26 protein-coding genes are annotated in these 23,848 nt (G+C 44.5%); 7 read left to right on the plus strand and 19 right to left on the minus strand.

Going from position 1 to position 23,848, the window contains the following annotated elements:
* Nucleotides 1–6: 6 nt before the first annotated feature.
* Both AC6RGY_RS14455 and AC6RGY_RS14460 read right to left on the minus strand, forming a co-directional pair.
* Nucleotides 7–936, minus strand: a complete 930-nt coding sequence (locus AC6RGY_RS14455) for an ABC transporter permease (RefSeq protein WP_499864118.1) — start codon at nt 934–936, stop codon at nt 7–9.
* A gap of 135 nt (nt 937–1,071) precedes the next feature.
* The gene (locus AC6RGY_RS14460) at nt 1,072–2,688 is read right to left on the minus strand and encodes a peptide ABC transporter substrate-binding protein (protein ID WP_499864120.1); all 1,617 of its coding nucleotides are present in this window, start codon (nt 2,686–2,688) and stop codon (nt 1,072–1,074) included.
* Between the two features lie 469 nt (nt 2,689–3,157).
* Between AC6RGY_RS14460 and AC6RGY_RS14465 the strand changes: the two genes are divergently transcribed.
* Nucleotides 3,158–3,517, plus strand: a complete 360-nt coding sequence (locus AC6RGY_RS14465) for a DUF3899 domain-containing protein (RefSeq protein ID WP_499864123.1) — start codon at nt 3,158–3,160, stop codon at nt 3,515–3,517.
* On the opposite strand, the gene AC6RGY_RS14470 is transcribed toward AC6RGY_RS14465, so the two are convergent.
* From AC6RGY_RS14470 to AC6RGY_RS14495, 6 genes are all read right to left on the minus strand, one after another.
* Complete coding sequence (locus AC6RGY_RS14470; protein ID WP_499864125.1) at nt 3,514–3,747, minus strand: DUF1450 domain-containing protein; 234 nt, start codon at nt 3,745–3,747, stop codon at nt 3,514–3,516. The genes AC6RGY_RS14465 and AC6RGY_RS14470 overlap by 4 nt on opposite strands.
* A 127-nt stretch (nt 3,748–3,874) precedes the next feature.
* On the minus strand, nt 3,875–4,954 hold the full coding sequence (locus AC6RGY_RS14475) for a YutH/CotS family kinase-like spore coat protein (RefSeq protein ID WP_499864127.1): 1,080 nt from the start codon (nt 4,952–4,954) through the stop codon (nt 3,875–3,877).
* Between the two features lie 110 nt (nt 4,955–5,064).
* Nucleotides 5,065–5,880, minus strand: coding sequence for an SDR family oxidoreductase (locus tag AC6RGY_RS14480; protein WP_499864129.1), 816 nt, complete (start codon nt 5,878–5,880; stop codon nt 5,065–5,067).
* 95 nt (nt 5,881–5,975) lie between these two features.
* Complete coding sequence (locus AC6RGY_RS14485) at nt 5,976–6,938, minus strand: MBL fold metallo-hydrolase (protein WP_499864131.1); 963 nt, start codon at nt 6,936–6,938, stop codon at nt 5,976–5,978.
* A 44-nt stretch (nt 6,939–6,982) separates the two neighbouring features.
* The gene (locus tag AC6RGY_RS14490) at nt 6,983–7,711 is read right to left on the minus strand and encodes a class I SAM-dependent methyltransferase (RefSeq protein WP_499864133.1); all 729 of its coding nucleotides are present in this window, start codon (nt 7,709–7,711) and stop codon (nt 6,983–6,985) included.
* Nucleotides 7,712–7,766: 55 nt separating this feature from the next.
* A complete protein-coding gene (locus AC6RGY_RS14495; RefSeq protein ID WP_499864135.1) occupies nt 7,767–8,231 on the minus strand; it encodes a DUF86 domain-containing protein in 465 nt (154 codons plus the stop codon).
* 315 nt (nt 8,232–8,546) lie between these two features.
* Between AC6RGY_RS14495 and AC6RGY_RS14500 the strand changes: the two genes are divergently transcribed.
* The 4 genes from AC6RGY_RS14500 (at nt 8,547) to AC6RGY_RS14515 (ending at nt 11,095) form a co-directional block, all read left to right on the plus strand.
* Nucleotides 8,547–9,590 carry an acyltransferase family protein gene (locus tag AC6RGY_RS14500; protein WP_499864137.1) on the plus strand — a complete coding sequence of 348 codons (1,044 nt, stop codon included), beginning with the start codon at nt 8,547–8,549 and terminating at the stop codon, nt 9,588–9,590.
* Nucleotides 9,591–9,808: 218 nt separating this feature from the next.
* Nucleotides 9,809–10,453: a MerR family transcriptional regulator gene (locus tag AC6RGY_RS14505; protein ID WP_499864139.1), complete on the plus strand. Its 645-nt coding sequence runs from the start codon at nt 9,809–9,811 to the stop codon at nt 10,451–10,453.
* A 52-nt stretch (nt 10,454–10,505) separates the two neighbouring features.
* Nucleotides 10,506–10,781 carry a DUF3055 domain-containing protein gene (locus AC6RGY_RS14510; RefSeq protein ID WP_499864141.1) on the plus strand — a complete coding sequence of 92 codons (276 nt, stop codon included), beginning with the start codon at nt 10,506–10,508 and terminating at the stop codon, nt 10,779–10,781.
* Between the two features lie 59 nt (nt 10,782–10,840).
* On the plus strand, nt 10,841–11,095 hold the full coding sequence (locus AC6RGY_RS14515; protein WP_499864143.1) for a hypothetical protein: 255 nt from the start codon (nt 10,841–10,843) through the stop codon (nt 11,093–11,095).
* 163 nt (nt 11,096–11,258) lie between these two features.
* On the opposite strand, the gene AC6RGY_RS14520 is transcribed toward AC6RGY_RS14515, so the two are convergent.
* Nucleotides 11,259–11,537: a YutD family protein gene (locus tag AC6RGY_RS14520; RefSeq protein ID WP_499864145.1), complete on the minus strand. Its 279-nt coding sequence runs from the start codon at nt 11,535–11,537 to the stop codon at nt 11,259–11,261.
* A 140-nt stretch (nt 11,538–11,677) separates the two neighbouring features.
* Here AC6RGY_RS14520 and AC6RGY_RS14525 point away from each other — a divergent pair, with 140 nt between their 5' ends.
* Nucleotides 11,678–12,319 (plus strand): YhcN/YlaJ family sporulation lipoprotein, encoded by a 642-nt coding sequence (locus AC6RGY_RS14525; protein WP_499864147.1) that lies wholly within the window; start codon nt 11,678–11,680, stop codon nt 12,317–12,319.
* A gap of 60 nt (nt 12,320–12,379) precedes the next feature.
* On the opposite strand, the gene lipA is transcribed toward AC6RGY_RS14525, so the two are convergent.
* On the minus strand, nt 12,380–13,282 hold the full coding sequence (lipA, locus tag AC6RGY_RS14530; RefSeq protein WP_499864149.1) for a lipoyl synthase: 903 nt from the start codon (nt 13,280–13,282) through the stop codon (nt 12,380–12,382).
* Between the two features lie 403 nt (nt 13,283–13,685).
* Here lipA and AC6RGY_RS14535 point away from each other — a divergent pair, with 403 nt between their 5' ends.
* The gene (locus AC6RGY_RS14535; protein ID WP_499864151.1) at nt 13,686–14,612 is read left to right on the plus strand and encodes a M23 family metallopeptidase; all 927 of its coding nucleotides are present in this window, start codon (nt 13,686–13,688) and stop codon (nt 14,610–14,612) included.
* Nucleotides 14,613–14,744: 132 nt separating this feature from the next.
* Here the strand turns inward: AC6RGY_RS14535 and AC6RGY_RS14540 are convergent, their stop codons facing one another.
* From AC6RGY_RS14540 to AC6RGY_RS14580, 9 genes are all read right to left on the minus strand, one after another.
* Entirely contained in the window at nt 14,745–14,864 is a 120-nt protein-coding gene (locus AC6RGY_RS14540; RefSeq protein WP_499864153.1) for a MetS family NSS transporter small subunit, read from the minus strand.
* The gene (locus AC6RGY_RS14545; protein ID WP_499864155.1) at nt 14,861–16,387 is read right to left on the minus strand and encodes a sodium-dependent transporter; all 1,527 of its coding nucleotides are present in this window, start codon (nt 16,385–16,387) and stop codon (nt 14,861–14,863) included. The genes AC6RGY_RS14540 and AC6RGY_RS14545 overlap by 4 nt, the downstream gene beginning before the upstream one ends.
* Before the next feature lie 263 nt (nt 16,388–16,650).
* The gene (locus AC6RGY_RS14550; RefSeq protein ID WP_499864158.1) at nt 16,651–16,881 is read right to left on the minus strand and encodes a glutaredoxin family protein; all 231 of its coding nucleotides are present in this window, start codon (nt 16,879–16,881) and stop codon (nt 16,651–16,653) included.
* Between the two features lie 5 nt (nt 16,882–16,886).
* The gene (locus AC6RGY_RS14555; protein WP_499864160.1) at nt 16,887–17,843 is read right to left on the minus strand and encodes an MBL fold metallo-hydrolase; all 957 of its coding nucleotides are present in this window, start codon (nt 17,841–17,843) and stop codon (nt 16,887–16,889) included.
* Between the two features lie 42 nt (nt 17,844–17,885).
* A complete protein-coding gene (locus AC6RGY_RS14560; protein WP_499864162.1) occupies nt 17,886–18,806 on the minus strand; it encodes an ABC transporter permease in 921 nt (306 codons plus the stop codon).
* 7 nt (nt 18,807–18,813) lie between these two features.
* Entirely contained in the window at nt 18,814–19,824 is a 1,011-nt protein-coding gene (locus AC6RGY_RS14565; RefSeq protein WP_499864163.1) for an ABC transporter permease, read from the minus strand.
* A gap of 238 nt (nt 19,825–20,062) precedes the next feature.
* On the minus strand, nt 20,063–21,694 hold the full coding sequence (locus tag AC6RGY_RS14570) for an ABC transporter substrate-binding protein (protein WP_499864164.1): 1,632 nt from the start codon (nt 21,692–21,694) through the stop codon (nt 20,063–20,065).
* Between the two features lie 124 nt (nt 21,695–21,818).
* Nucleotides 21,819–22,796 (minus strand): ABC transporter ATP-binding protein, encoded by a 978-nt coding sequence (locus AC6RGY_RS14575; protein ID WP_499864166.1) that lies wholly within the window; start codon nt 22,794–22,796, stop codon nt 21,819–21,821.
* Nucleotides 22,759–23,781, minus strand: a complete 1,023-nt coding sequence (locus AC6RGY_RS14580; protein WP_499864168.1) for an ABC transporter ATP-binding protein — start codon at nt 23,779–23,781, stop codon at nt 22,759–22,761. The genes AC6RGY_RS14575 and AC6RGY_RS14580 overlap by 38 nt, the downstream gene beginning before the upstream one ends.
* Between the last annotated feature and the right edge of the window lie 67 nt (nt 23,782–23,848).

Here is a 23,848-nt window from a genome sequence, read left to right on the forward strand (position 1 = left end):
TCATTCTCACTCCTTTGCTCCTGAAATTCGGATCCGCGGATCAACAACGCCATATAACAAGTCTACAACAAATATACTTATAACCAATAAAGCACTGAAAAAGATGGTCACACCCATAATCATCGTGTAGTCATTTTGTACGATGGAATCAACAAACATCCAACCCATTCCAGGAATCGCAAACACTTTTTCCACGGTAAGGGAACCCGTAATAATGGCTACAATAAGTGGCCCCATAATCGTAATAGCAGGGATCAATGCATTACGTAGTCCATGAACCAAAACTACCTTTGCACGACTAAGTCCTTTTGCTTTCGCTGTCTTCATATAATCTTGACTTAATACCTCTAACATCTCCGTACGAATATAACGTGCCATCTGGGCAATTACGAGAACGGAAAGCGCGATGGAAGGCAGAATCGAATACTCAAACCCTTCCCAACGAGCAACCGGCAGTATTCCCCACTTAACCCCTACGTAGTAAGATAGCAGAGCTGCAAAGACGAAGCTTGGAACAGAAACACCCAATATCGCAATAATGGTTGCGAAAGAATCCACGGGCGAACCTCTCCGTATGGCAGCAACCACCCCTAAAGGAATTCCAATAATGAGTCCAAGCAAAATGCCCTGTAGTCCGATTTGCAAGGAAGCTGGAAAAGCATCAGCTATCATAGCAGTAATGTCTCGGTTATCGTACGTATAAGATTTCCCCAAATCCCCTTGTAACAATCGACCCAAGAAGTTCGCATATTGGACCGGGAGAGGATCATTCAATCCGTATTCTTCCAATATTTGCTCTTTCAATTTTGGTGGCAATTTATCTTCTTTTGTTAGAGGAGATCCAGGTAGGCCTTGTACCATAAAAAAGGTAAATGTTGCAATCACCCACAGGGTAACAATCATATATAAAAATCTTTTTAGAGTAAAACGAAGCATATGCCCTTTCACACTCCTTTCAATCAAAGAAAATTTTTCAAAAAGGTTTTATACATGCAGAAGGTATATATCCTGCAGGATATATACCTTCCATACCAATACTAAGACTACATGTGAACTTAGACAAGAGGAATATTATTTAGCGTCGATGTAAGCGTGCTTATAATCCCACGGAGCACCTACACCATGGAAGACAGCATCCTTAACAGATGGATTAATAAGGAAAGCTTCTGTCGACCAGAACAGCGGGGAAATTGGTGCTTCTTCAAGCAAGAGTTTTTCTGCTTTCACCAATTGCTCAGCACGTTTTTCGTTATCCGTGTTTGCTTTTGCTTCCTTGATTAGCTTGTCAAACTCTTTATTAGACCATCCGGTTTTATTGTAACCACCGTCGGTGATAAATAAATCCATGAAGGTCATAGAATCATCGTAGTCTGGTCCCCAACCTGCATAGGAGATTTCAAATTCACCATTCTTTTCTAGGTCCAACTTCTCTTTAAATGGTACAAATTTGATGTCTGTTTCTAATCCAAGGTTTTCTTGCAATTGTCCTTGCATAAACTCTTGAACTTTTTTAGCTGTTTCACTGTCATAGCCAAGCAATTCAAGCTTCGGCGCTTTATCCATACCCAACTCATCTAATCCTTCTTCTAGAAGCTTTTTCGCTTTATCTGCATCAAAGCTAAGAAGGTCTTCGCCGGATACGTCACGGAATGCTTTTCCTTCAATTCCTGAACCCAAGGTAGGTGGTACATAAGCCGTTGCTGGACGAGATCCATCCTTCAACATCGCATCGGTTAGAGAGGTGCGATCAATAGCCATGTTTAGCGCTTGACGCACTTTTACATTAGAAAGGAACTCGTTATCCGTGTTGAACTGCAAGTAGAAGGTAGCTAACTCATCAAACTGATAGAATTCGTCACTGTCCTTGTACTTATCAACGAAGTCAGAGGAGATCGGAGCCATGTCTACTTTATCTGTGTCATACAGGCTCACGTTGGTTGACGCCTCTTTTACAATTTGGAATTCAATTTTATCTAATTTCACAACATCTTTTTCCCAATATTTATCATTTTTCTCAAGGGTCAAAGTGCTGTTATGTTTCCATTTGGTCAATGCGAACGGACCATTGTAGACCATATTCGTTGGTTCAAGTGCATACTTGTCACCATTTTTTTCTACAATGTCTTGACGCTGTGGGTAGAAAAGTGCGAAGCTGGTCATGCTCAAGAAATATGGCGTTGGCTTGCTCAACTTCACTTCCAACGTTTTATCGTCAATGGCTTTCACACCAACTTCATCTGCTTTGGCTTCGCTAGCTGTGTAGTCAGCAGCTTTAGCAATGGGTTCGAAGATGTAAGCATACTGCGATGCAGTTTCTGGAGCCATCGCACGCTTCCAACCATATTCAAAGTCTTTAGCAGTAACGGCTTCTCCATCGCTCCACTTCGCATCACGAAGCTTAAAGGTGTAGGTTAGCCCATCTTCGGAAAGCTCATGGCTTTCAGCAATTGCTGGTTGTGGTACATTATTTTCATCGACCCGGTACAATCCTTCCATCACGTTATTTAAGATATGGAAAGATACGGAGTCCGTAGAAATGGCACTATCCAAAGATGGAGGTTCTTGACCCTCAATAACACGTAAGACTTGTTCGTCTCCACCTTTGCCTTCTTCACTATCAGTACAAGCGGTTAGTACCATGCTGATTGCTAACAATAGCACTAGCGAAAAACGGAATCGTTTTTTCAATCTGCTTACCCCCTAAGTAATGTATAGTATATAGTCATGGCCAAATGGCCGATAACTCACCTACCTACTAAATAACATTTCTCTTTCCAAAGTAGATAATTCTGCTCTGGAAAAGAATCTTCTGCAACACGCAGAATGAAGTCAACTTTCTTGCAATTTGGTCTAGAAGGTCTACGATTCATTGTAACAAGAAGGTTACAAATCGGCAATTAGTATGAACCAATCATAAACGTTTCATGAACATAAGTCCAGAGGTAATATCTTGTCGCGCATTCTCTCTATTTCTTTCCGAAAATTGAAGAAAATAAGTGTAACAGTGAAAATGAGAACAAAACCAGACCCCTACAACTGCCTCTTTTTATCTGACCCTTGATCATATTATAATAGAAAACAGCACATAAGAAAAGGTTATCAGATAAAAACATGATAATCCTTTGTAATCCCCTACTGTGAAGGAGCACTTATGACTATGAAACGATTATGGATAAGTATTAGCTTAATCACGATACAAGCCTTTATGATTCGCTTCATTTCTCAGGAACAAGTTCATATGGTTAACACCTATTTCTTAGTAGGGCTTTCATTACTTATGATATCGGGAATATCCTTTGTTATTCGCGGAGGGTTTTTTACCAACTTTAATCGTTCCATTGGAAGAGTACTCTTTAACCTTGGAAACACTCGCTCTTTAGACGGATTTGAAGAAAGAGAGGCCCCAAAAGATGAAGATAAAAGACAACGTAGGAAAGATCAACTCAACTTCCTAATCCTTGTTCTTTTTCTAGCTGGCATCATCGACACGACCCTATCCTTCCTCTTACTCTTCTAACCATCTGCATCATCTAGGAGAAAGAGACGAATCTTCTTATGTAACTCTTTACCAGAACCCGCTTCGATCCGTTCCTCTTCGATCATCACATGCAGGTTGCGTGCACAGTGGTGACAGTTACCCAAGCACGGAAAGACCAGGGTTTCAATCCCTGTTTGCTTTCGCAACCTGTAATAGACCCTCTCTGCTCCGTTAGCCAGGTTCGTATAACAAAAATGAACTTGCTTCACATGATCCCCCCTGTCATTTCTTCGTCTATTGTCATTCTACAGGACAAAACAAAAAGCCTACCTTGAGGAATAGATTCCACACAGAGATAGGCATTTTGGATCGGTGGACTTACTTCATACAGATCACTTATCTCAACCAATCCAATGTAGGTATCTGCACCTGGAAGGCATGTCGGATCTGAGAGGGATAAGTTCGTAGCCACGCCTCCTTAATCTCCTCTTTATCCATTTCCTTTTTAAAACGTGCTTGCGCCTCTTCCAGCGGGACCGTTTGTCCACCGTAGATTTGGTTTAAAACACGGATCGAACGATCAGGAAGAATGGAGCGAGCATAGATCAGGGCATACTCCACCTCCGTCAATGGAGACACTTCCTGATATGCTGCCAAGATGACGGGAATGGTTTCGGCATTTCTCGTTTTTCCGTAGGCATATTGTAAGAGGGAAGCCAATTCGCGGCTCCGTACATTTAATTCGATACGATCCCAATCGATGAGCTGAAGATAACCTTCTGTATCCACCACTAGATTGCGCATATAAACACTTCCATGACATACCTCGCCATAGTGAAGGGTTTCTAAGCAAACTTTGTCTCCTCCGATGCGTTCAAGGTATGAAATGGCAGCATCGATCATCCCTTCAATATAAGGGGAGTGTCGTAGCCATAACTGATCCATCGCATGACTTTGACGTGCCCATGAAGCAGCCGTATGGTAAAGTTGCATTTGCTTTTTCATCCTGCTCCATTCACGCGTCCAGGGCTTTACCTTCGGCTTATCTCTAACCTCTGCAAGTTCTCGAAAAGAGCGAGATGCTTGATGGATCTCTGCCAGCAAACGAGCCGTTAGCTCCCAATCTCGCCGACTGCGAATATAGAATGGCTCCGCTTCCAACCAAGGGAGTAGGATGTAGCGTGAGTGAAAACCATTGATCGTCAAAAGTCCGCGACGCGTTCGGATGGGCTTCGGTACATACAACAACCTTTCTTCAGCTAAATAGGTGCTCAACGCTTCCACCAACAGCCATCTTTCTTCTGCTCGTGGCCGGACTCGTTTGAGTGCATACTGCCCACGATCGGTTTCTAATCGGATGACACCACCCATCGTTTCTACCGACTCCAAACTCAAGTCGTAATGATGATCCATTAATTCTGCCAACCGCGGCTCTTCCTTACCTTCTATTTTCTCTGACCTTGCCGTCGATTCCATTGGTGGCTCCTCCCTCTTCACTTTCTTTCTAATCTATGCCTTAGAAAAGAGGGGTATGACGCGTGGGTTTTTCATGACTTTCTGCCGTTTCTTTATACGAAACAATTCCCCTAATCATTCAACTTCGATGCAGGGTGAATGACATCCAGTCCCCCTGTTACATTAATTTGATTACCCGTAACAAAATCGGAACGTTCTTCACATAAAAACTGAACCACGCGCGCAACATCTTCCCCTGAACCTGGTCGTCCGCGCGGAACTTCGTCGTCACGAATCGATAAAACCTCAGCGATTTCTTTTTCCTTGTTTTCTCCGACGATATCTCCCGGACAAACCAAATTTACCGTAATCCCATGAGGAGCCTCCTCCACTGCTAAGCTTTTCACAAAGGAGACTAAGCCCGATTTGGACGCAGCATAAGCCGCTCGATCTGGCCATGCGGGTGCTTCTTGCGCACGAGCAAAACCAAACAACACAATACGCCCATGACGGTTCTTCCTCATGTAAGGAAGAGCGGTATGTGAGACGAGCATCGCACTCGTAAGGTTTCCGTCAATGAGCCGGACAATCTCTTCTTTAGAATAGTCGGTAAAATGACGCCGCTGTCGGACAAAAGGACCTACTGCATGTACGAGGGCATCCAAACGATGAAAATGATCAGCCACCTCTTCTACCAATTGCTCCGCTTCTTCTTCTCGATTCATATCTGCGCGAAAAGCAGCTGCTTCGCATCCAAAACGATCACGCAAGGCAAAAACTAACTGCTCTGCTTCCTCTTTGCTCGTACGATAATGAACAGCCACATTCCAACCAGCATGTGCCAACGTAAAGGCGACGCGCTTTCCAATCCCCCGACTACTGCCGGTCACCAGCACTGTCCGTCGCAACGATTTTTCTTTCTCTCTCTGCTGTTCATCTAGAGTCAATCTCCCTCACTCCTTTCTGTAAAAATGAAACCGCTCTCCGCTTTCCACGTTTCCAAAGAGAATGAATGCCCGTAAGTGGAGAGCGGTATGTACTATTAGGAAGGAAGATAAATATAAATTCCCTCTCTCATTTCTCGCGTAATCGTACCTTCTTGCCGTAAATACTCTAAGTGAGCCAATGTTTCAGAAAGTGCAAAGCGCAGGTTATGAATAGATAGTCGAGAGCCGAAATAGTGGAAGCAACATTCTACCCCTGATAAACCTGATGGAGTCAAAGAAGAAACCATTTTCGCCAGACGCTCACGATGATGCTCTTTCAATTCTTGAATCCGCTCACGATAGTGATCGAAGACATAACCATGTGCAGGGAACACTTTCTCCACAGGAAGGTCTTCCATTTTCGTCAGAGATTCTAGGTAGAGCTTAAGCGGATTGGAATGACCACCTGGCCACATACTGATATTTGGCGTGATTCGTGGCAATATGAAATCCCCAGCCAATAACCACCGACGATTGCGATCAAAGAAACAGAGGTGACCATCGGCATGACCCGGGGTATGAATGATTTCATACATCCGATCTCCGAGTTGGATTGCTTCTCCCGCTTCTATAAATGTAGGCTCCGGATGAGGTTGAACCCATGGTCGAAAGCCCTCAATGTGTTTGGGGATTTTTTCTACCCATTCTTGAGATAATCCATTCTCCGTATAGGATTTCACTAACCCTTCCGCAAAACTACCCCCTGCATCTACAAAATTTCTTGCCTGCCCATAGTCCGTTCGTGATAGATAAACAGGAGAGCCCGTTTGCTCTTGCATCCAACCCGCAAGTCCGTAGTGGTCCGGGTGGTAATGTGTTAGCACGATTTTCTCCACATCTCGCCAAGTCCACCCCATCTCTTCTTGGACTTGTTGCCAAATCGCGATACTCTCCTCCGTATGGAGACCGGCATCCACAATGGTGTAGCCATTTTGCCCTTGGATCAAAAAGGCGTTAATAGTCTTAAGAGGAAAAGGGAGTGGCAATCGAACTTCAGTTATCTCGGCAAACCGATTCATAAGCAGTCTCTCCTCCCAGCTTGTCCAGCAAAGGCTAGCTAAATTTATCGTCTCTTTCCTACAAAGATCATACGCTCGCTTTGTTCCATATAAGCATCTCCATCAAAGTTCCCGTATACAGAGGCGACCGTTAAGCCCGCTGCCTCAATCATCTGTTTCATTTCTAAATGGCTATACATCTTTACCCGTTCGTGGTATGTACGCTCCCCCTGAGCATCCGACACCGTGATTCTCTTCTTAACATAAGGACCGTCAATATGCCGTTCTTCAAGAATGCGAGCTCCATTCTCTTCACGCTCACTTTTTGGTACCAATCCTGCTTCCACCGCACGACGATTTAAGAAGTCAATCAAATAGGAGCCTTGTGGTTTTAGCACTCGGCCGATTTCTTCCATTACCTTTTGATTTTCATCATCATCAATAAAATAGCCAAACGAGGTAAATAGATTGACTACCGCATCAAAAGATTGGTCTGCAAACGGCACCTCTCTCATATCCCCTTGTACATAGCGAATCGCTTCTCCTTGATTACATGCTTTGGCATGTCTCAGGAGAGTGGAAGACAAATCCATCCCTGTAACTTGGAGCCCTTTGTCTTCCAATTCGACCGAATGGCGACCGGTCCCACAGCACAAATCAAACACGCTTTCGCCACCTGTTAGATTTAACCATTTATATACCGCATCAATTTCCTTCTGTGCATTCACTTCATCGCGGTGACGATAGACAAGTAGGTAGTCCTCACCAAAACTTTTTTCATACCATGGCGACATGATTACCCCTCCCTTCTCCACTATTATCTTATCATATTTTGACAGTTGCTTACCCTTATGCCTGTGAATCCCCTTCTTGTTCCTTGTCCTCTATCCTGTATTCATGTAATTCTTGTTTCAGATAGTCGCTTGCCCATGTAATAAAAGACTCCAATAGCGTGACCCAATCCAAACCTGACCAAATTTCCTCATCTGTTACTTCATGATAGTAACGCACCAGTCGCTCACGAAAGCGAACCAGTTCCTTAAAGTCTTTAACACTGGAGGACGGGATAACCCGTTCATCTTCTAAAATATCGATAATGTCTAGGTACCCACCCGGGTCCCGCATAATAAAACCATCAATCAACGAGTTCCCTACATCAATGACACATTCCACAGCCAAATGCATCGCGCGCGCCATCGCAAATGTAGATACCTCGTCTCTTTCTTGTATCTTCGCTTTTTTCATTACAAGTAAGCAATCTCTGAGCACATGAAATTGCGCCTCGATACGCGCAGTATTCACTTGGTAAATCATCTTCTTTCCTCCTGTTCGCATCGCTTTCTAGCACAGATGCTAGCCCCAGCTTTATTCACTTTATCTCTTTTCTCTACTCGATGCAATGAAGGAAAGACAGAGATCCTCCCTCATCATTACCTATCCCAATACTAAATTGAAAATTACCCATTTCTTCAATCTATTTATTTTGAATAAATTATATATTAGCATTTCCATTATCAGAGAAGCATCTTCTTCGCATTTTTGCTATAATATGCTTTATGAAATTTTATCTGTAGTGAAACAAATTAAGGATATATTCCTATTTAGTATAGAGAATAGGAGGAATACGAAATGGCAGATATACAAAAATCCCGCGATGCTTTCTTAGATAACGCGAAGTACCTTTTAATATTTCTCGTTGTACTGGGACATGCCATCCGTCCCCTTGCCGATCAATCCGACGGCATTATGTCACTCTACCTCTGGATCTACTCTTTTCATATGCCACTGATGATCTATATCTCTGGATATTTCACAAAGTCCATTCATCATAAAGGACAATATAAAAAATTACTCACGAATATTCTTATTCCCTATCTCCTTTTCGAACTACTTTACGAAGTATTCCAGACCTTTATTTATGATCCCCATGCAGGGAATCAATTGGATATATTATCTCCTTATTGGATGCTTTGGTTTATGCTGAGCTTATTCTTGTGGAAAGTATTCTTACCCTTTTTTACGAATCTAAAATACCCACTTACCATTGCTTTCATATTGGGTCTTCTCATTGGATATTCAGAAGCCGGTAGTTTTCTGTCCTTGCATAAAATGATTGCTTTCTTTCCTTTCTTTATTTTAGGCTATTACACACGGGCAGAACATCTAGAGAAAATAAAGCGCCCCTCCGTTCGTCTAGGTGCTGGCGTCATTTTGGCCCTAAGTTTTCTTTTCCTTTACGGATTGGAATCCAATATTTGGCCATTTCATTTTGAACTGCGCAAATGGCTCTATTTTTCTATTCCTTATGCTGAATTAGGGTTTTCCGGAGGTTTTGCCTTTCTGTTGCGACTCCTATTATATGGATTTTGTATAATAATGTCACTTAGCTTTCTATCGCTCATTCCGCGTAAAGAAACGTTCTTCACCCCTTTTGGAGCGCGAACTTTGTATGTGTACCTTCTTCATGGATTTTTTGTCCGAAGCATGTTTATGCTCAATATATACGATCAGGTTAACATCCTCTGGTCCATTTTATTTGCTCTTCTCTTCTCTATATTGGTTACCTATGTTCTCTCCACCAATTGGACCTTGCGTTTCACACGCCCCCTTGTACAACCTCAATTGGATTGGCTTTTTGGAAGACCGAAATTTGATACCACATCAGCGAAATAAACCATCTTCACTTTCGAGGAGTGGACGAAGCGTTATCGCTTTCGTCCCTTCTCCTTTTTTCTTCAGATTCCTATTGTCTTCTCATTTTTTAGATTTTTTTGTCACTTGTATTCTCTGTTTGTCATAGCCTGACATCCTTTGTCATCATTGAAGGATTCTTCTCTGTTCCCACGAAACTATTGTCAGAGAAAGTTTCTTGTCTCAAGGGGATGATGCCGATGGTAAATGAAGCCTATCTAACCACTTCTGAGGCCGCCAAACGACTTCAAGTCCATGCACGCACGATCCGTAAGTGGATCGATGCTTTCGCGGAATATATTCAGCCCGAAACCAATGAGCGCGGTCACTATCTACTTACAACAGCTGGCTTGGAGCGACTGCAAGACATTCAAATGCGCCTACAAGAAAAAAATAAGTCGATGCGTCAAGTGAAGACAGAATTGGAGTCAGAGGGAAAACTAGAAAAACAAACACCCAGCTTTTTCGTGGAAAATGAGTCTTCCACTCATCCCATTGTTCTTCCAAAAGTGGAATCAGCAATGGAACATATGGTGGAGAGCATGGCCAACATGGAAAAATGGATCGAATCTCTAACAAAACGATTGGAGCGAATTGAGGATCATGTCTTCGACTTGTTTGATGCGCTGGAAGAAGTAGAGCACCGCATTCACCATTCCCAATCCGAATACGCAAAATCGAGCGAAGTATCAGCGATGTTTGAGGAAATTCGTAAAAAACAAGATCAACTTAAAATCGAGTTGCGACATGCTACCTTTTCCCATCGACTGGCGGCTGCCTCTTCCACCCCGCCCGAACTGGGTCCTCGTAAGCAAAAAAAAGGAGGACGTTTTCTTCTATTTTAGATTATGCTAAAATAATCAATAATCGGAATCAATGTGAACAAAGGAGCTACTTATGAATAAGGACGACCGCCTTTTTTTTCTGTATGATGACCAAGAAGATACCTCCACCCGTTTCGTTAGTTTTGTAGGGAAAAGTAACCGTTTTGATCTTGCGCTCATACAAACCAGCCGCTTTTATGGAAAAATGATGGTACTTGACCTACAGTCCAATCGTTTCGCTCTCATCGGTGCAGATGATCTCGAGGAAGAAGGAAACCTCCAGTTTTCTTTTCAAATGAAAGTCGAGGAAGCGGAAGAACTGCGTTCCTTCTTGCTCACTCTGTTATAACGATGTAACCGCTGCATAACCCTTCTTCTCTCGTGCAGACTAAGGGCGAGGTGATGAGAGTGGAACGCAAAAGCAAAAAAGATTACCAGGATGTTGATACCGTCGTCTCTCAACGAAGCGAATTGGTCCCCGAAGAATTTGGAGAGGGTCCCTATGGAGCTGCACATAATGAGAAAATTTTGGGCAAGAGCTCCCCTTGGCACGAAGGGCAACACGCCTCCCCTCGCTTCGTCTACGAAGACCGTCAGTTTCATGAAGACATCCCACGTCAAGACCCCGGAAGCCACCCGACTCACGATGACGAGGATACGTAAAAGTGGACTTTTCATGTTATCTTCATCTGTGTGTTTCTGTAAGAGGATGTATAGAATTGAGGGGGATTTAGTCTGCGTGAAGGCATAAGCAATTTGCATATTAAAAACAAAAGAGGCTTTACCACATTCATCTATCACATGGTAAAGCCTCTTCACTTTGTCTTCACTTTACTTTTTGCAGAATAAAATACGAACAACCAAAATTACAATACTCCGTGAGGTACTCTTGTAAGTGGTTAATATTTGAGTCGCGGGTTACCCGGGAATGATTTGCTTCATAAAATCCTTTCAGACGCAATTGCCCATATCCCCAATCACCCACGATATAATCATACTTGGCTAAAATCTCGCTGTACCGCTTTTGAAAGATCTCTGGATTCCATGCTTCCTTGTAATTTGTCAATATCTCATAAGCTTCATGGGTTGTTTGTACAATGCTCATTTGAAATGCCTGCTTTCTATCGATCTTCTTCCTATGGTACCACAACTTTACCTATTTTTGATACAGGCAGTCGTTAGTCAAAATTGGATGCGTAAGTCCCCTTTTGCTTCGGACAGACTACCTTACAGGAGGTGTCGATCATGAAGCAACGAGTGGGATTATCTCTCCTTGCAATCTTCATCTTTGCACTCGTTTTCACGACCACCATCGCTTGTTCCAATCAAGCACAAACCAACGAAGGAAACGAGAATGCTCTCTACAAAGAAGGACGAGAAGAAGAAAACGGCGTCCAGTACTTAGGTAATGACGGCCAAGATGAGCCTCGAAATCCTTCGTTTAGAATTGGTGGCGGTCAGAATGATCTCGGATATATTCGCTACAAAGCAACACAGTATAAAAACGATGACGAGCCCGACGCTTATATCGACCGCAATGTCCTAGCACGCCATATCGCCTATTTGGTTACGCGCTTACCGGATGTCGACGATGCAACAGTCTTGGTAACGGACGACCATGTCTTTATTGGCATGGATAACGTAAATAGCGATATGGTAAAAGAAGCAGAACGAACAGCAAAAAGCGTAACCCCTCGTTATTTTCAAATTCATTGTACCGGTGAAAAAGAACTACGTGACAAAATGGATCAAGTAGGGATAGAAATGAGTGGCAAGAAAAACGTTAAAGGGAAGAACGGCAACCTTAATGAACTCCTTCGTCAGATGGGGGATAAGACTCCTCCAGTGCAACATGAGCCTTCTGGTAGTACCAATGAGGCGATGTAAAAAAGCCAACCGTCTTCAGTTTGAAGATGGTTGGCTTTTTTCTGCTCCGTACACGATCCATTAGGTTGCAACTTCGTCCTTATGGGTTTGTGCCGACTTTACCTGTTCGTGCGCATGATACGAACTGCGAACCAAAGGACCCGACTCTACATGATTAAAGCCACGCTTCAGTCCTTCTTCCTTTAACATCGCGAATTCTTCCGGCATATAGTAACGCGAAATGCGCAAATGCTTAAAGGTTGGTTGTAAGTATTGTCCAATCGTCATAATATCCACCTGGTGTGCACGAAGATCATCCATCGTCTGCAAGATATCTTCGATCTCTTCCCCTACACCTACCATGATACTGGACTTCGTTGGAATAGAAGGTTGCATCTCCTTAGCCCGCTTTAAGAGTTCAAGAGAGCGAGGATACTTTGCTTTGGATCGAACGCGATCAGATAAGCGAGCAACCGTCTCAATATTGTGATTGAGGATATCTGGTTTTTCATCCATCACCACTTTTAACGCATCCCAGTTGCCTTGAAAATCTGGAATCAATACTTCCACTGAGGTTTCCGGATTTCGCTCGCGAATAGCGCGAATGGTAGCCGCAAATATGGCCGCTCCTCCATCGGACAAGTCATCTCTCGCCACAGAAGTAACAACAGCGTGTTTGACGCCCATCTGCTCAACCGCTTCCGCTACACGTTCAGGCTCTGCCCAATCCAATTCTGTAGGTAGACCCGTCTTTACCGCACAGAAACGGCAAGCACGGGTACAGATATCACCCAATATCATAAAGGTCGCCGTTCCGTGCGACCAACACTCATAAAGGTTGGGACATCGTGCTTCTTCACAAACGGTATGCAGCGTCTTACTCCGCATCATTTGCTTCAGTTTGCGATAATTTTCCCCTGTATTTAATTTTACTTTTAACCACTCGGGTTTTCTTTCTGGTCGTTGATGCCGTTGATTCCTCAAGTATATTCCTCCTTGAAGGGATCCTTCATTATTTATCGTACAAGTTTTATCTTACCACAAATAAGGGACGATCACGCCTGATAATCTCAAACGATTTGGGTTAGATTAAGCCTAAATTCAACTGTACCGCCTACTTCCCTTTCATTCGAAGAAATAGACTTCATAAATAATACCTCAAATAGTTAAAAGCGGTGATTCATTAATGAATAACAAAGCAGGTTCTCTAGTATGTGTATGCCTAGTGGTCATGCTCTTTCTTTCTTTCCCCTCATTCGTTTGGGCAGAAGTCTCTTCCGCTGATGACTCACGCTTTTCCTCATATAGAAAAGTCATTAGTGACAGCAACAGGGTTGCAAGTTCGGTCGAATCTACAAAAAAATGGAAGGAAAGTAGTCAACAATCGATGGAGAATCCAGAGTCACTTGCTCGCAAAACGATGTTTGAAAGTGCCGAATTGGTCACTGGTATCCCTTGGTATATCCTGGGTGCTATCGATCAGTATGAGCGCAATGTCCAACGGATACGTCGTGACATAGAAGAAAAGAACGGGCTACTGGCCATCAATATTCCCTCTACTCGTTGGGCAGGGATTTTAAACCCGGATCCACAAGATATCCATCCAGCATCGATTCAATTCTTTTCAGGAATGGGCCGAGATGGCGATGGAGACGGTAAAGCAGAGCGAGAGAATGAGATGGACGTCATTTATTCTCTCGCTCACTTCTTATCTCAATACGGACTTTCCTCCGAAGATATTCGCATAGGGTTATGGCAATATTATCAGCATCCTACAGTCGTCGATATCATTACTCACATGGGTCAAGTATATCAGCAATTCGACACACTGGACCTGGATGAGCGCACGTTCCTTATGCCCCTGCGCTATAACTATACCTACCATAATACTTTCGGCGACCGAAGAGGGTTTGGTGGTCTACGCATACATGAAGGGACCGATATTTTCGCCGATTATGGTACCCCTATATTAAGTCCCTGTTATGGCTACATTGAGCTAAAGGGGTGGAATCGATTCGGGGGATGGCGCGTGGGTATTCGCGATATGAATAATAACTACCATTACTTTGCTCATCTCAGTAGTTTCGACAAAGAGATTGAACAAGGCCAAGTAGTCAAACCAGGAAGTATTTTAGGATACGTCGGATCTTCTGGCTATGGTCCACCAGGAACCTCAGGTAAATTCCCACCGCACCTCCATTATGGCATGTACAAATTTAATGGAAAAACGACCTACTCCTTCGATCCCTATCCATATTTGCGACGCTGGGAGCGAAACGTACGCCATGAAGCCAAAAAGAAAAAAGCTTCTTAATCAAGATCCACTTGTAGCATGAGATTTCTCACTATTTTCTGCTGTGAACACAGACAGACAAGGCCACGCCAAAAGGCGTGGCCTTATTATAGTATGAGCACACAAGTAATATTGCCTTGTACTCGGATCCCGCTATTTTCCTTTTTGCTTTGCCTTCTTATCCGAACCAAGCGCTTTCAGCAAGAAGAAGAGAAAGCCCCCCCACAGCCCGATTGCACCGATTAAAAACATCGTCCATGCACCGCCGCTCATGACACATTCTCCTTCCCATCTTCACGTTTGAGGCTCGTATCTGTCTTCCATTTCATCCCTTGCAATATCATTCCCGCAATGAAAGCGATTGCAAGTGAACCTAAGCCCATGACGATCATCCCGCTGAGGCTTCCACCGTATGGCTCGCCTGCTGCAATTTCATCGTATAAGGTTTTCGCTGCCAATCCACCGAGAATAAGTGGTGTAATGAGCAAGATCCCTTTCCACCAAGCGCCTATGTGAACATCAGAGACATAGTTGATATGCGTCTGCATACTGCCTAGTTGTTTGGTAACCCAAGCAATTGCGATTACTTCTAACAAGGCTCCAATCAACAATCCATACTGGTTGGTGAAATGATCCACTACATCCAGGTAGGTTAGCCCTCCACCCGTGGTGTAGATAACACTTACAAGGGCAGCAATCCCACAAAGCCAGTTGACCGCTTTGGTCCGGCTGATGTTTAGTTTATCACGCAGAGCCGCTACTCCCGGCTCCAATAGTGAGATCGCGGAGGTAAGACCCGCAAAAACAAGTGAACCGAAGAAGAGTACTCCAAATAGAGAGTTTAAGCCAGGGAAAGCGTTAATAATTTGTGGAAAAACGACAAATGCCAGTCCAATCGATTGCGCAACAACATCTTCCACTTCTGTTCCCGTCGTCGCTGCTAAGAAACCGAGAGCACCAAACACCCCAATCGCGGCTAAAAATTCGAAACCGCTGTTCCCAAAGGCAGCAATCAAACCACTATTGGAGAGATCTTGGTCTTTACGCAAGTAGCTGGCATACGTAATCATCGTCGCAAATCCAATACTGAGGGAGAAAAAGACTTGCCCATAAGCGGCAATCCACACCTTGAAGTCTGTCAATTTGCTAAAATCAGGGGAAAACAAGACGTTGAGTCCCTCTTCTGCTCCCTCTAAGGTCACCCCACGAATGGTGACAATGAGTAACATAATGACCAAGAGTGGCATCAGAATCTTCGCCGCTTTCTCGATTCCTCCACGCGCACCACGACGCATAATGAAGTAGGTGACTGCCCAGATAATGGCTACCGAAAGGAGAACTGGCCATGCAATGGAACCTGCACTCCAGAAGGACTCACCCTTGGTATCCATCGCTAGGAAGTTATTAAAGAAGAACCCTTCGGTATCCTCTCCCCATTGCGTTCCGAAAGAAAAATAAGTATAGCTGAGAGCCCAGCCGATAATCACCATGTAATAAGAGACGATGATGAAAGATAAGAGAACTTGAAACCAACCAAGCCATTCCCATTTTTGAGAAAGCCTTCGGTAAGACAGGGGAGCTGAACCACGAAAACGATGGCCTAGCGAATACTCCAGTAATAAGATCGGAATTCCTGCTGTAAAGAGTGCAATGAAATAAGGAACGAGAAAGGCACCGCCACCATTTTCATAAACAACATAGGGATACCTCCAAATGTTTCCTAGGCCGATAGCAGACCCCACAGCAGCCAAGATAAAACCTGCTCTACTACTCCATTGTTCGGATTGCTGTTGCATTTCATTCCCTCCTTTAATCATTCCATTGTGGTAAAGGACAGATGCGAGGAAAAGCATTCTCCTTGTTTGTAACCGGACTGTTTTTTCAGAAAAAGCCAAGCAAAGAAGAGTTCTTCCTTCTCTATCCCTCCTTCATCTCAATCATAGTCTTCGTCTTATAATTCAATATATTCGTCACATCTCTGAATCTTTCCTGCCGAATGCAGGAAAGATTCAGAGGGCAAATATGGTATTTAATTAAGAGCGCTCTTCTTTCACTAGTGTCAGGCTTCTTTCACTAGTGTCAGGATCTTATCTGGGTCGAGTCCTTGTACAGCTTGACCATTGATGACGGTTACCGGAACGCCCAAAAAGCCCAAGGTGCGCACCTCTTCTAGATATTCTGGATGATGAGAGCAATTGCGCTCCTCATATGTCAAATCATGATCTTTGAGAAAACGTTTTAAGATATTGCACTCCAAACAGTGCGTGCGTGAATACAGTGTAATGACCATTTTCCTTATCCTTCCGTGCGAGACTTCTTTGCCATATAGTCTATGATCCCAAGCGCACAGATCGGGAGATCATAAGCTAACGCTTGATAGATTGGGTGGGATGCAGGAACTTGCTGTGCGTTTAGCTCCTCTTTTACCATCGCAAAGAGTCGCTTTTCTAGCCCTCCTACCTCTTCTTCCAAGGCCCATGACTCTTCTCCCGCTTCTACAAAACGATGAATCCAACGAGAAACCTGCATCAGTGCCGCGTCCACCTCTTCTGTTATACCAAAGTGGCCAAAATAGATTCGCTTTGGATGGAGTGAACGAAAGCGTTCAATCGATAAAAGCATGGCTTCAGGATCAAATTGATTGGGAGAAGTAGTGGGAAGGAAAAAATCCAATCCCTGCCCTCGTCCATTTGGATAGCGCACTCCTGCGGTATCACCTGTAAAGACTCCTTGCGATACAGGATCGTAGATCGCCATATGGTGCTTAGCATGTCCAGGTGTGTCCATAAACTCCAGCGAACAATCGGGACCAATTGTCAGCGTCTCCCCATCTGCTTTCGTCAACAATCGCTCGGCTGGAACAGCTTTCACTGGATCAAACAAATCATCAAAGGCTGCCCCATACACCGCTCGTGCCCCTTTGATTAGTCGGCTGGGGTCTATGAGGTGACGCTCCCCTCGTGGATGAACCACTACGGTTGCCTGAGGACATTTCTCCAATAAGAGACCCACTCCCCCAGCATGATCTAGATGAATGTGGGTAACAATCACATAGCGCACCTCATCCGGACTACGCCCCAACTGCTTTAAGCCATGGATAATGTGAGGAACGGAAATGCTAGGGCCGGTTTCTACCAGCGTTAACTCCGTTTCCTGTAGCACATAAATACCTGTTCTTTCGGGTAGGTGAAGATCGTATCCATCGATCATGGCAATCCGTTCATCAAGGTGAATCGGTGCTCGCTTCATCACTAGCCACCCTTTCCGGCAGTTATCTAGAAAACAAAAACGTTTTTACTGTTTCATACGTGGGTCCAAAATATCACGAAGACCGTCCCCAAGCAAGTTAAAACCAAGAACAGTCAACATAATTGCCAGGCCAGGAAAAATCATCGTCCAGGGAGCCAATTGAATAAAGTTGCGCGCATCAGCCAGCATCGTACCCCACTCCGGCTGTGGCGGTTGCGCTCCCAAACCGAGAAAGCCAAGTGCTGCCGCCTCGATGACCGCGATAGCAAAACTAAGCGTTCCCTGAACCATCACTGGTGTCCAGCAGTTAGGTAGAATGTGGCTAAATAAAATACGAGAATCTCTCATCCCAATCGAACGAGCAGCTAAGATATAATCCTCTTCCTTCACACTCAACACACGAGATCGCATTAGGCGACCAAAGGTCGGGATATTAATAATCGTAATAGCAATGATGGCATTCTGTAAACTAGGACCCAAAATGGTTACAATGGCGATGGCCAACAAGATACTCGGAAAGGCAAGTAGCATATCAAATATACGAGAAATTACCGTATCACGAAACCCTCCGTAGTAGCCAGCGATCAATCCCATAATAGTACCAATTAAAATGGAACCCGTAACCGCGAAGAAACCAACCATTAAGGACAAGCGTGCTCCAAAAATAATCCGCGTAAAAATATCTCTTCCTAAATCATCGGTCCCAAACCAATGACTGGCAGAAGGCGCTTGCAAGCGAAGGTCTGCGTTAATTTCATTGATTCCATAGGACGTAAGAAGCGGAGCCAAGATGGCTAACAAAATGAAGCTACTAATTAAGATCATTCCAATCATAGCGGATTTATGCCGCCTAAAAGAACGCCAAAAATCGATGAGGGGCCGATCCTCTTGTGTCCTCTCCGAATCAGGAGCGGGCGGAGGAGAAAGAGAAGGGTGTGTGGTAGATGTATCGACTGCGTTAGACATCTGAGCTCTACTCCTTTCCGTATTGAATGCGTGGATCAATCAGTGCGTATAAAAGATCGACAAGCAAATTAACCAGAACAAATATCGCCGCTATCACCAGAATTCCAGATTGAATCACTTGATAGTCCCGCGTACCGATCGCTTCATACACATAGCGTCCAATTCCAGGCCAGCTAAAAATCGTCTCCGTCAGAATGGCACCACCCAGCAACAACCCAGTCTGCACACCAATAATGGTCAGAACGGGGATAAAAGCATTTTTCAGAGTGTGCTTATAAATAATCCAGAATTCTGCCACTCCTTTGGCGCGCGCCGTGCGAATATAATCCGAGCGCATAACTTCCAACATACTGGAACGTGTCATGCGTGCAATCATGGCCATCGGTATGGTTGCCAAAGCAACAGCCGGTAACAAGAGATGAAGCCATGCATCACGAAACACATCCCAGTTTCCCGTAAGTAGAGCGTCCACCGTATAGATCCCGGTGATGGGCTCAAAAAGACTACGCGGGTCTAATCGCCCATTCGAAGGAAACCAGCCAAGTTCTTGCGCAAAAACCCATTGCTCCAATAGCCCTAGCCAGAAAACAGGCATCGAAATCCCTATCAAAGCAATTAACATTGCAGAATAATCCACCCATGAGTTTTGGCGCCAAGCAGACAAAATACCTAGATTCATACCAAAGAAAATGGCAATCAGCAGGGCGGCAAACGCTAGTTCCATGGTCGCCGCTAAGTAAGGAAACATTTCTTCGCCAATATCGCGGTTGGTTATATAGGATTTACCTAAATCACCTTGCAGAAGCTGTGTAACATAATTCACGTATTGAACGACCTTTGGCTCGTTTAGTCCTAGCTCTTCACGCACTTCTTCCACTTGTCCAGCAGAGGCTTTCGTTCCCAAAATCGCTCGTGCTGGATCACCAGGAATCGCGTGTACAATGGAAAAGGTAATCAGCGTAATTCCAAACAATACAGGGATCAGTTGTAAGAGTCTGCGTATCGTATAACTTAACATGTAGGATTTATCCTCCTTTTCTACAACCTTCAACTATCGACTATGGCTACTCAATTCAATTATTTGATCTATTCCTTAAACTGGATGGCATCCTCCATTGTAGAAAGCATATGTTGAGGCAATCATGGATCGGTCGCCCATACCTTTGATTCTCCTGTCGAAGATCATACCCCTATCCTCGATTCATTCGTAAAGGGGCGGCAGGCGCCGTCGGCACCTACCACCCCTCCGTCAGCCTTTACTCTTCGATGTAAACATTTTCTAAACTTTCACTTCCTGTCGGATGGGGAACATACCCTTTTACATAAGATTGTCTCGCCAACGGTGGAGTAGAATGAACCAATGGAACCCATGGTGCATCTACCTTAATTAGTTCCTGTGCCTTTTCATATAAAGCGGTACGCTTCTCTTTGTCTGTCAATCCTTGTGCTTCGCTCAAGAGTTTGTGTACTTCTTCATTCTTGTAGAAAGCGATATTACCGGCATCAGGGCCTTTGGCATTCGTTTGATCCAACAAGACATACAGGAAGTTGTCTGGATCTCCGTTATCTCCCGTCCATCCGAGCAGTGCAGACTGATGTTCACCTTTTCCCGTTTTATCAAGGTACGTCTGCCATTCCATGCTGATGATCTCTACATCGATCCCCAGCTTTTCAAAATCGGCGCTCATATACTCCGCAATTTTCTTCCCATCCGGCATATACGGACGAGGAACCGGCATGGCCCAGAGCTCCATTTTAAACCCATCTTCATAACCAGCTTCTTTTAGTAGTTCCTTTGCTTTATCCAAGTCATATTCGTAATCCGTCACCGCATCATTGTATCCCCACAGAGAAGGAGGCATCGGATTCTTCGCAGGTTCTGCCAATCCATTGTAGAAGCTTTTAATGAGACCCTCTTTGTTTACAGCGTGATTAAGTGCTTGCCGAACTTTCACATCATCAAACGGTTCTTTCTCCGTATTGAAGGCGAGGTAGCCCACGTTCATCGGCGGACGCGTATCCAAAGCCAATTTCTCGTCCCCTTCGATCGTTACCGTCGAATCGGGATTTAGGCCATCCATTAAGTCGATATCTCCTGATTGAAGTGCTGTTAGGCGGGCAGCATTGTCAGGAATCGATTGAAAAATAACACCATCTAGCTTAGGTAATCCCTCTTGCCAATACTCGTCATTTTTGACCAAGGTAATCTTGTCATTCTTTTTCCACTCTTTAAACTTGAAGGGGCCCGTACCCACTGGATCTTCACCCAAAGCCTCTGGATCTTCTTTCACCGCAGTAGGTGAGGCAATTCCAAAGGCAGCCATGCCTAGGTTATTGAGAAATGTTCCTTGTGGCTTAGCCAACGTAAACTCAACCGTGTAATCCTCTATCGCTTCAACACTTTCAATGACGTGACCCTCATCCCCTTTGTAACCACCAAACATGTATCCGTAATAGGGGAATTCTCCACCTTTGTGGTATTCGTTCTCTTTGTCCATCCACCGATTGAAGTTGAAAGCAACTGCTTCCGCATTAAAATCTGTACCATCATGGAATTTCACTCCCTCACGAAGAGTGAAGGTCCACTTCTTCCCGTCTTCTGAAGTTTCCCATTCTGTTGCCAATCCTGGCTCTACTTCCGTGTTCTCTTCCTTATACTTCACAAGGGTTTCATACAGGTTTTGCGTCACCTTGATCGATTCACCGTCCGTCACCTGTGCCGGATCAAGCGAGTCTGAATCCCCGCCCCGTCCAAAAATCAACGTTCCTCCTTCACTCTGTTCTCCTTCTCCTTCATCTGCCTCTTGGCTACTTCCACAAGCAGCCAAAACCGTGGATAAAACAAATAATAAGGCAATGGCTAAAATCCAATGCTTTCGTTTGTGCATCTTTTGTCTCCTCCTTGTGATCGCTAATTCTAAAGAAACCACTCCCAATGGTGTCTGCGATTGGATCGACCCACATCCACTCACTCCGTTATCCATCTCTCCTTCTTTTCTGACAACACCCCCTTTACGTGTCTAACAAATGACAAGCAATAAAATGATCGCCTCCATGATCTTTAAACTTTGGTTGAACCTCACGGCAAATATCCATCACGTGTGGGCAACGCGGATGAAACGCACACCCAGTCGGAGGATCCGCGGGGCTAGGCACATCTCCTTTTAAGATGATGCGTTCCGTCTTAGCTTCTGGATCAGGAACCGGTACAGCCGACAACAACGCTTGTGTATAGGGATGCTGAGGTCGTTCGTACAATTCATCTCGATCCGCTAATTCCACCAAACGTCCGAGGTACATCACACCGACGCGGTCACAAATATGATGGACAACGCTTAAGTCATGGGCAATAAAGAGATACGTAAGTGAATATTTTTCTTGCAAGTCTTCCATTAAGTTGAGTACTTGTGATTGGACGGAAACGTCTAACGCGGATACCGGTTCGTCAGCCACGATTAACTTTGGATGAACGGCTAAAGCACGAGCAATCCCCACCCGTTGTCGCTGCCCTCCACTAAATTGATGAGGATAGCGGTTAAGGTAATCTCCCTTGAGCCCAACCACTTCTAACAGCTCTTTTACACGTTCTTGCCGTTCAGCACTGCTGTCACCCATCCCGTGCACACGCATGGGCTCCTCCAAGATACGTTTCACTTTCTGTCGTGGGTTAAGAGAAGCAAAGGGATCTTGAAAAACCATTTGTAGGTCTCGCCTCGTTTTTCGCAATTCATCCTCACTTAGTTCCATAAGAGACGTCCCATCAAACTCAACTTCCCCGCTCGTCGGCTCGATCAAGCGCATCAGCGCGCGCCCTGTCGTCGACTTGCCACAGCCACTTTCTCCCACCAAACCAAGTGTCTCTCCACGACGAACCTGGAAGGAAACATCTTCTACTGCTTTGACTTCGCCTACTTTTCTCCCCCATACACCGCCACGAATTGGAAAGGATTTCTTAAGATGACGTACTTGTAGTAGTGTTTGTTGTATCATGATGACTCTCTTCCTCCTCTGGTGCGTATAACCAACAGCGACTGTGGTGTTCGGATTCTATTTTGAGTAAAGGTGGATCTGCTAACCGGCAGCGCTCCATCACATGTTCACATCGATCGGCGAAGCGGCAACCCTGTGGCATCTGTAAAGGGTTAGGCACTTGCCCAGGAATAGAATACAAACGCTCATCTTTTTGATGCAAACTAGGAATAGACTGTAGCAATCCTTTGGTATATGGGTGTTTGGGGGTACGAAAGAGAGCACGACTATCTGCTTCCTCAACGACCTGACCCGCATACATAACCACTACGCGATCACACATCTCTGCCACAACGCCCATATCATGTGTGATTAACATAATGGCAGTCTGAAATGCCTCATTGAGCTCCCGCATCAAATCCAGAATTTGCGCTTGGATTGTCACATCCAATGCGGTCGTCGGTTCGTCTGCGATTAAGAGACGAGGGCGAAGCACCATCGCCATCGCAATCATCACCCGTTGCCTCATTCCTCCCGACAACTGGTGCGGGTATTCTTTTAAAATGCCTGCTCGTGTAATTCCCACCCGTTTCAACATCTCTAAAGCTTTTTCCTTTGCTTGCCGCTTCGAGATTCGCGTATGAAGGCGAATCGCCTCCACCATCTGGTCACCGATCGTAAAAACAGGATTAAGAGAGGTCATCGGCTCCTGAAATATCATCGCGATTTCATCCCCGCGTAGAGACCGCATCTTTTTATCAGAAATTTCCGTTAAATTATAATCGCTAAAATGAATCTTTCCTGATATTTCTCCCGGAGGCTGTGGAATCAAGCCCATTACGGAAAGTGAGGTAACACTCTTGCCGCATCCTGATTCCCCTACAATCCCCACGACTTCATTCTCATGCACGGATAAATTTACTCCATCGACCGCTTTAACTTTTCCTTTGTCTGTATGAAAGGTAATTTTAAGCTCTGATATCTCTAGTAATGGTCGTTCTGACATGTGGACACCTCGATCGATAAAAAGTCTTCTAGTTGCATAAATTAGGTTAGTTTAAAAGCTTCGAATC

The sequence above is a fragment of the Mechercharimyces mesophilus genome (genome assembly GCF_059818345.1).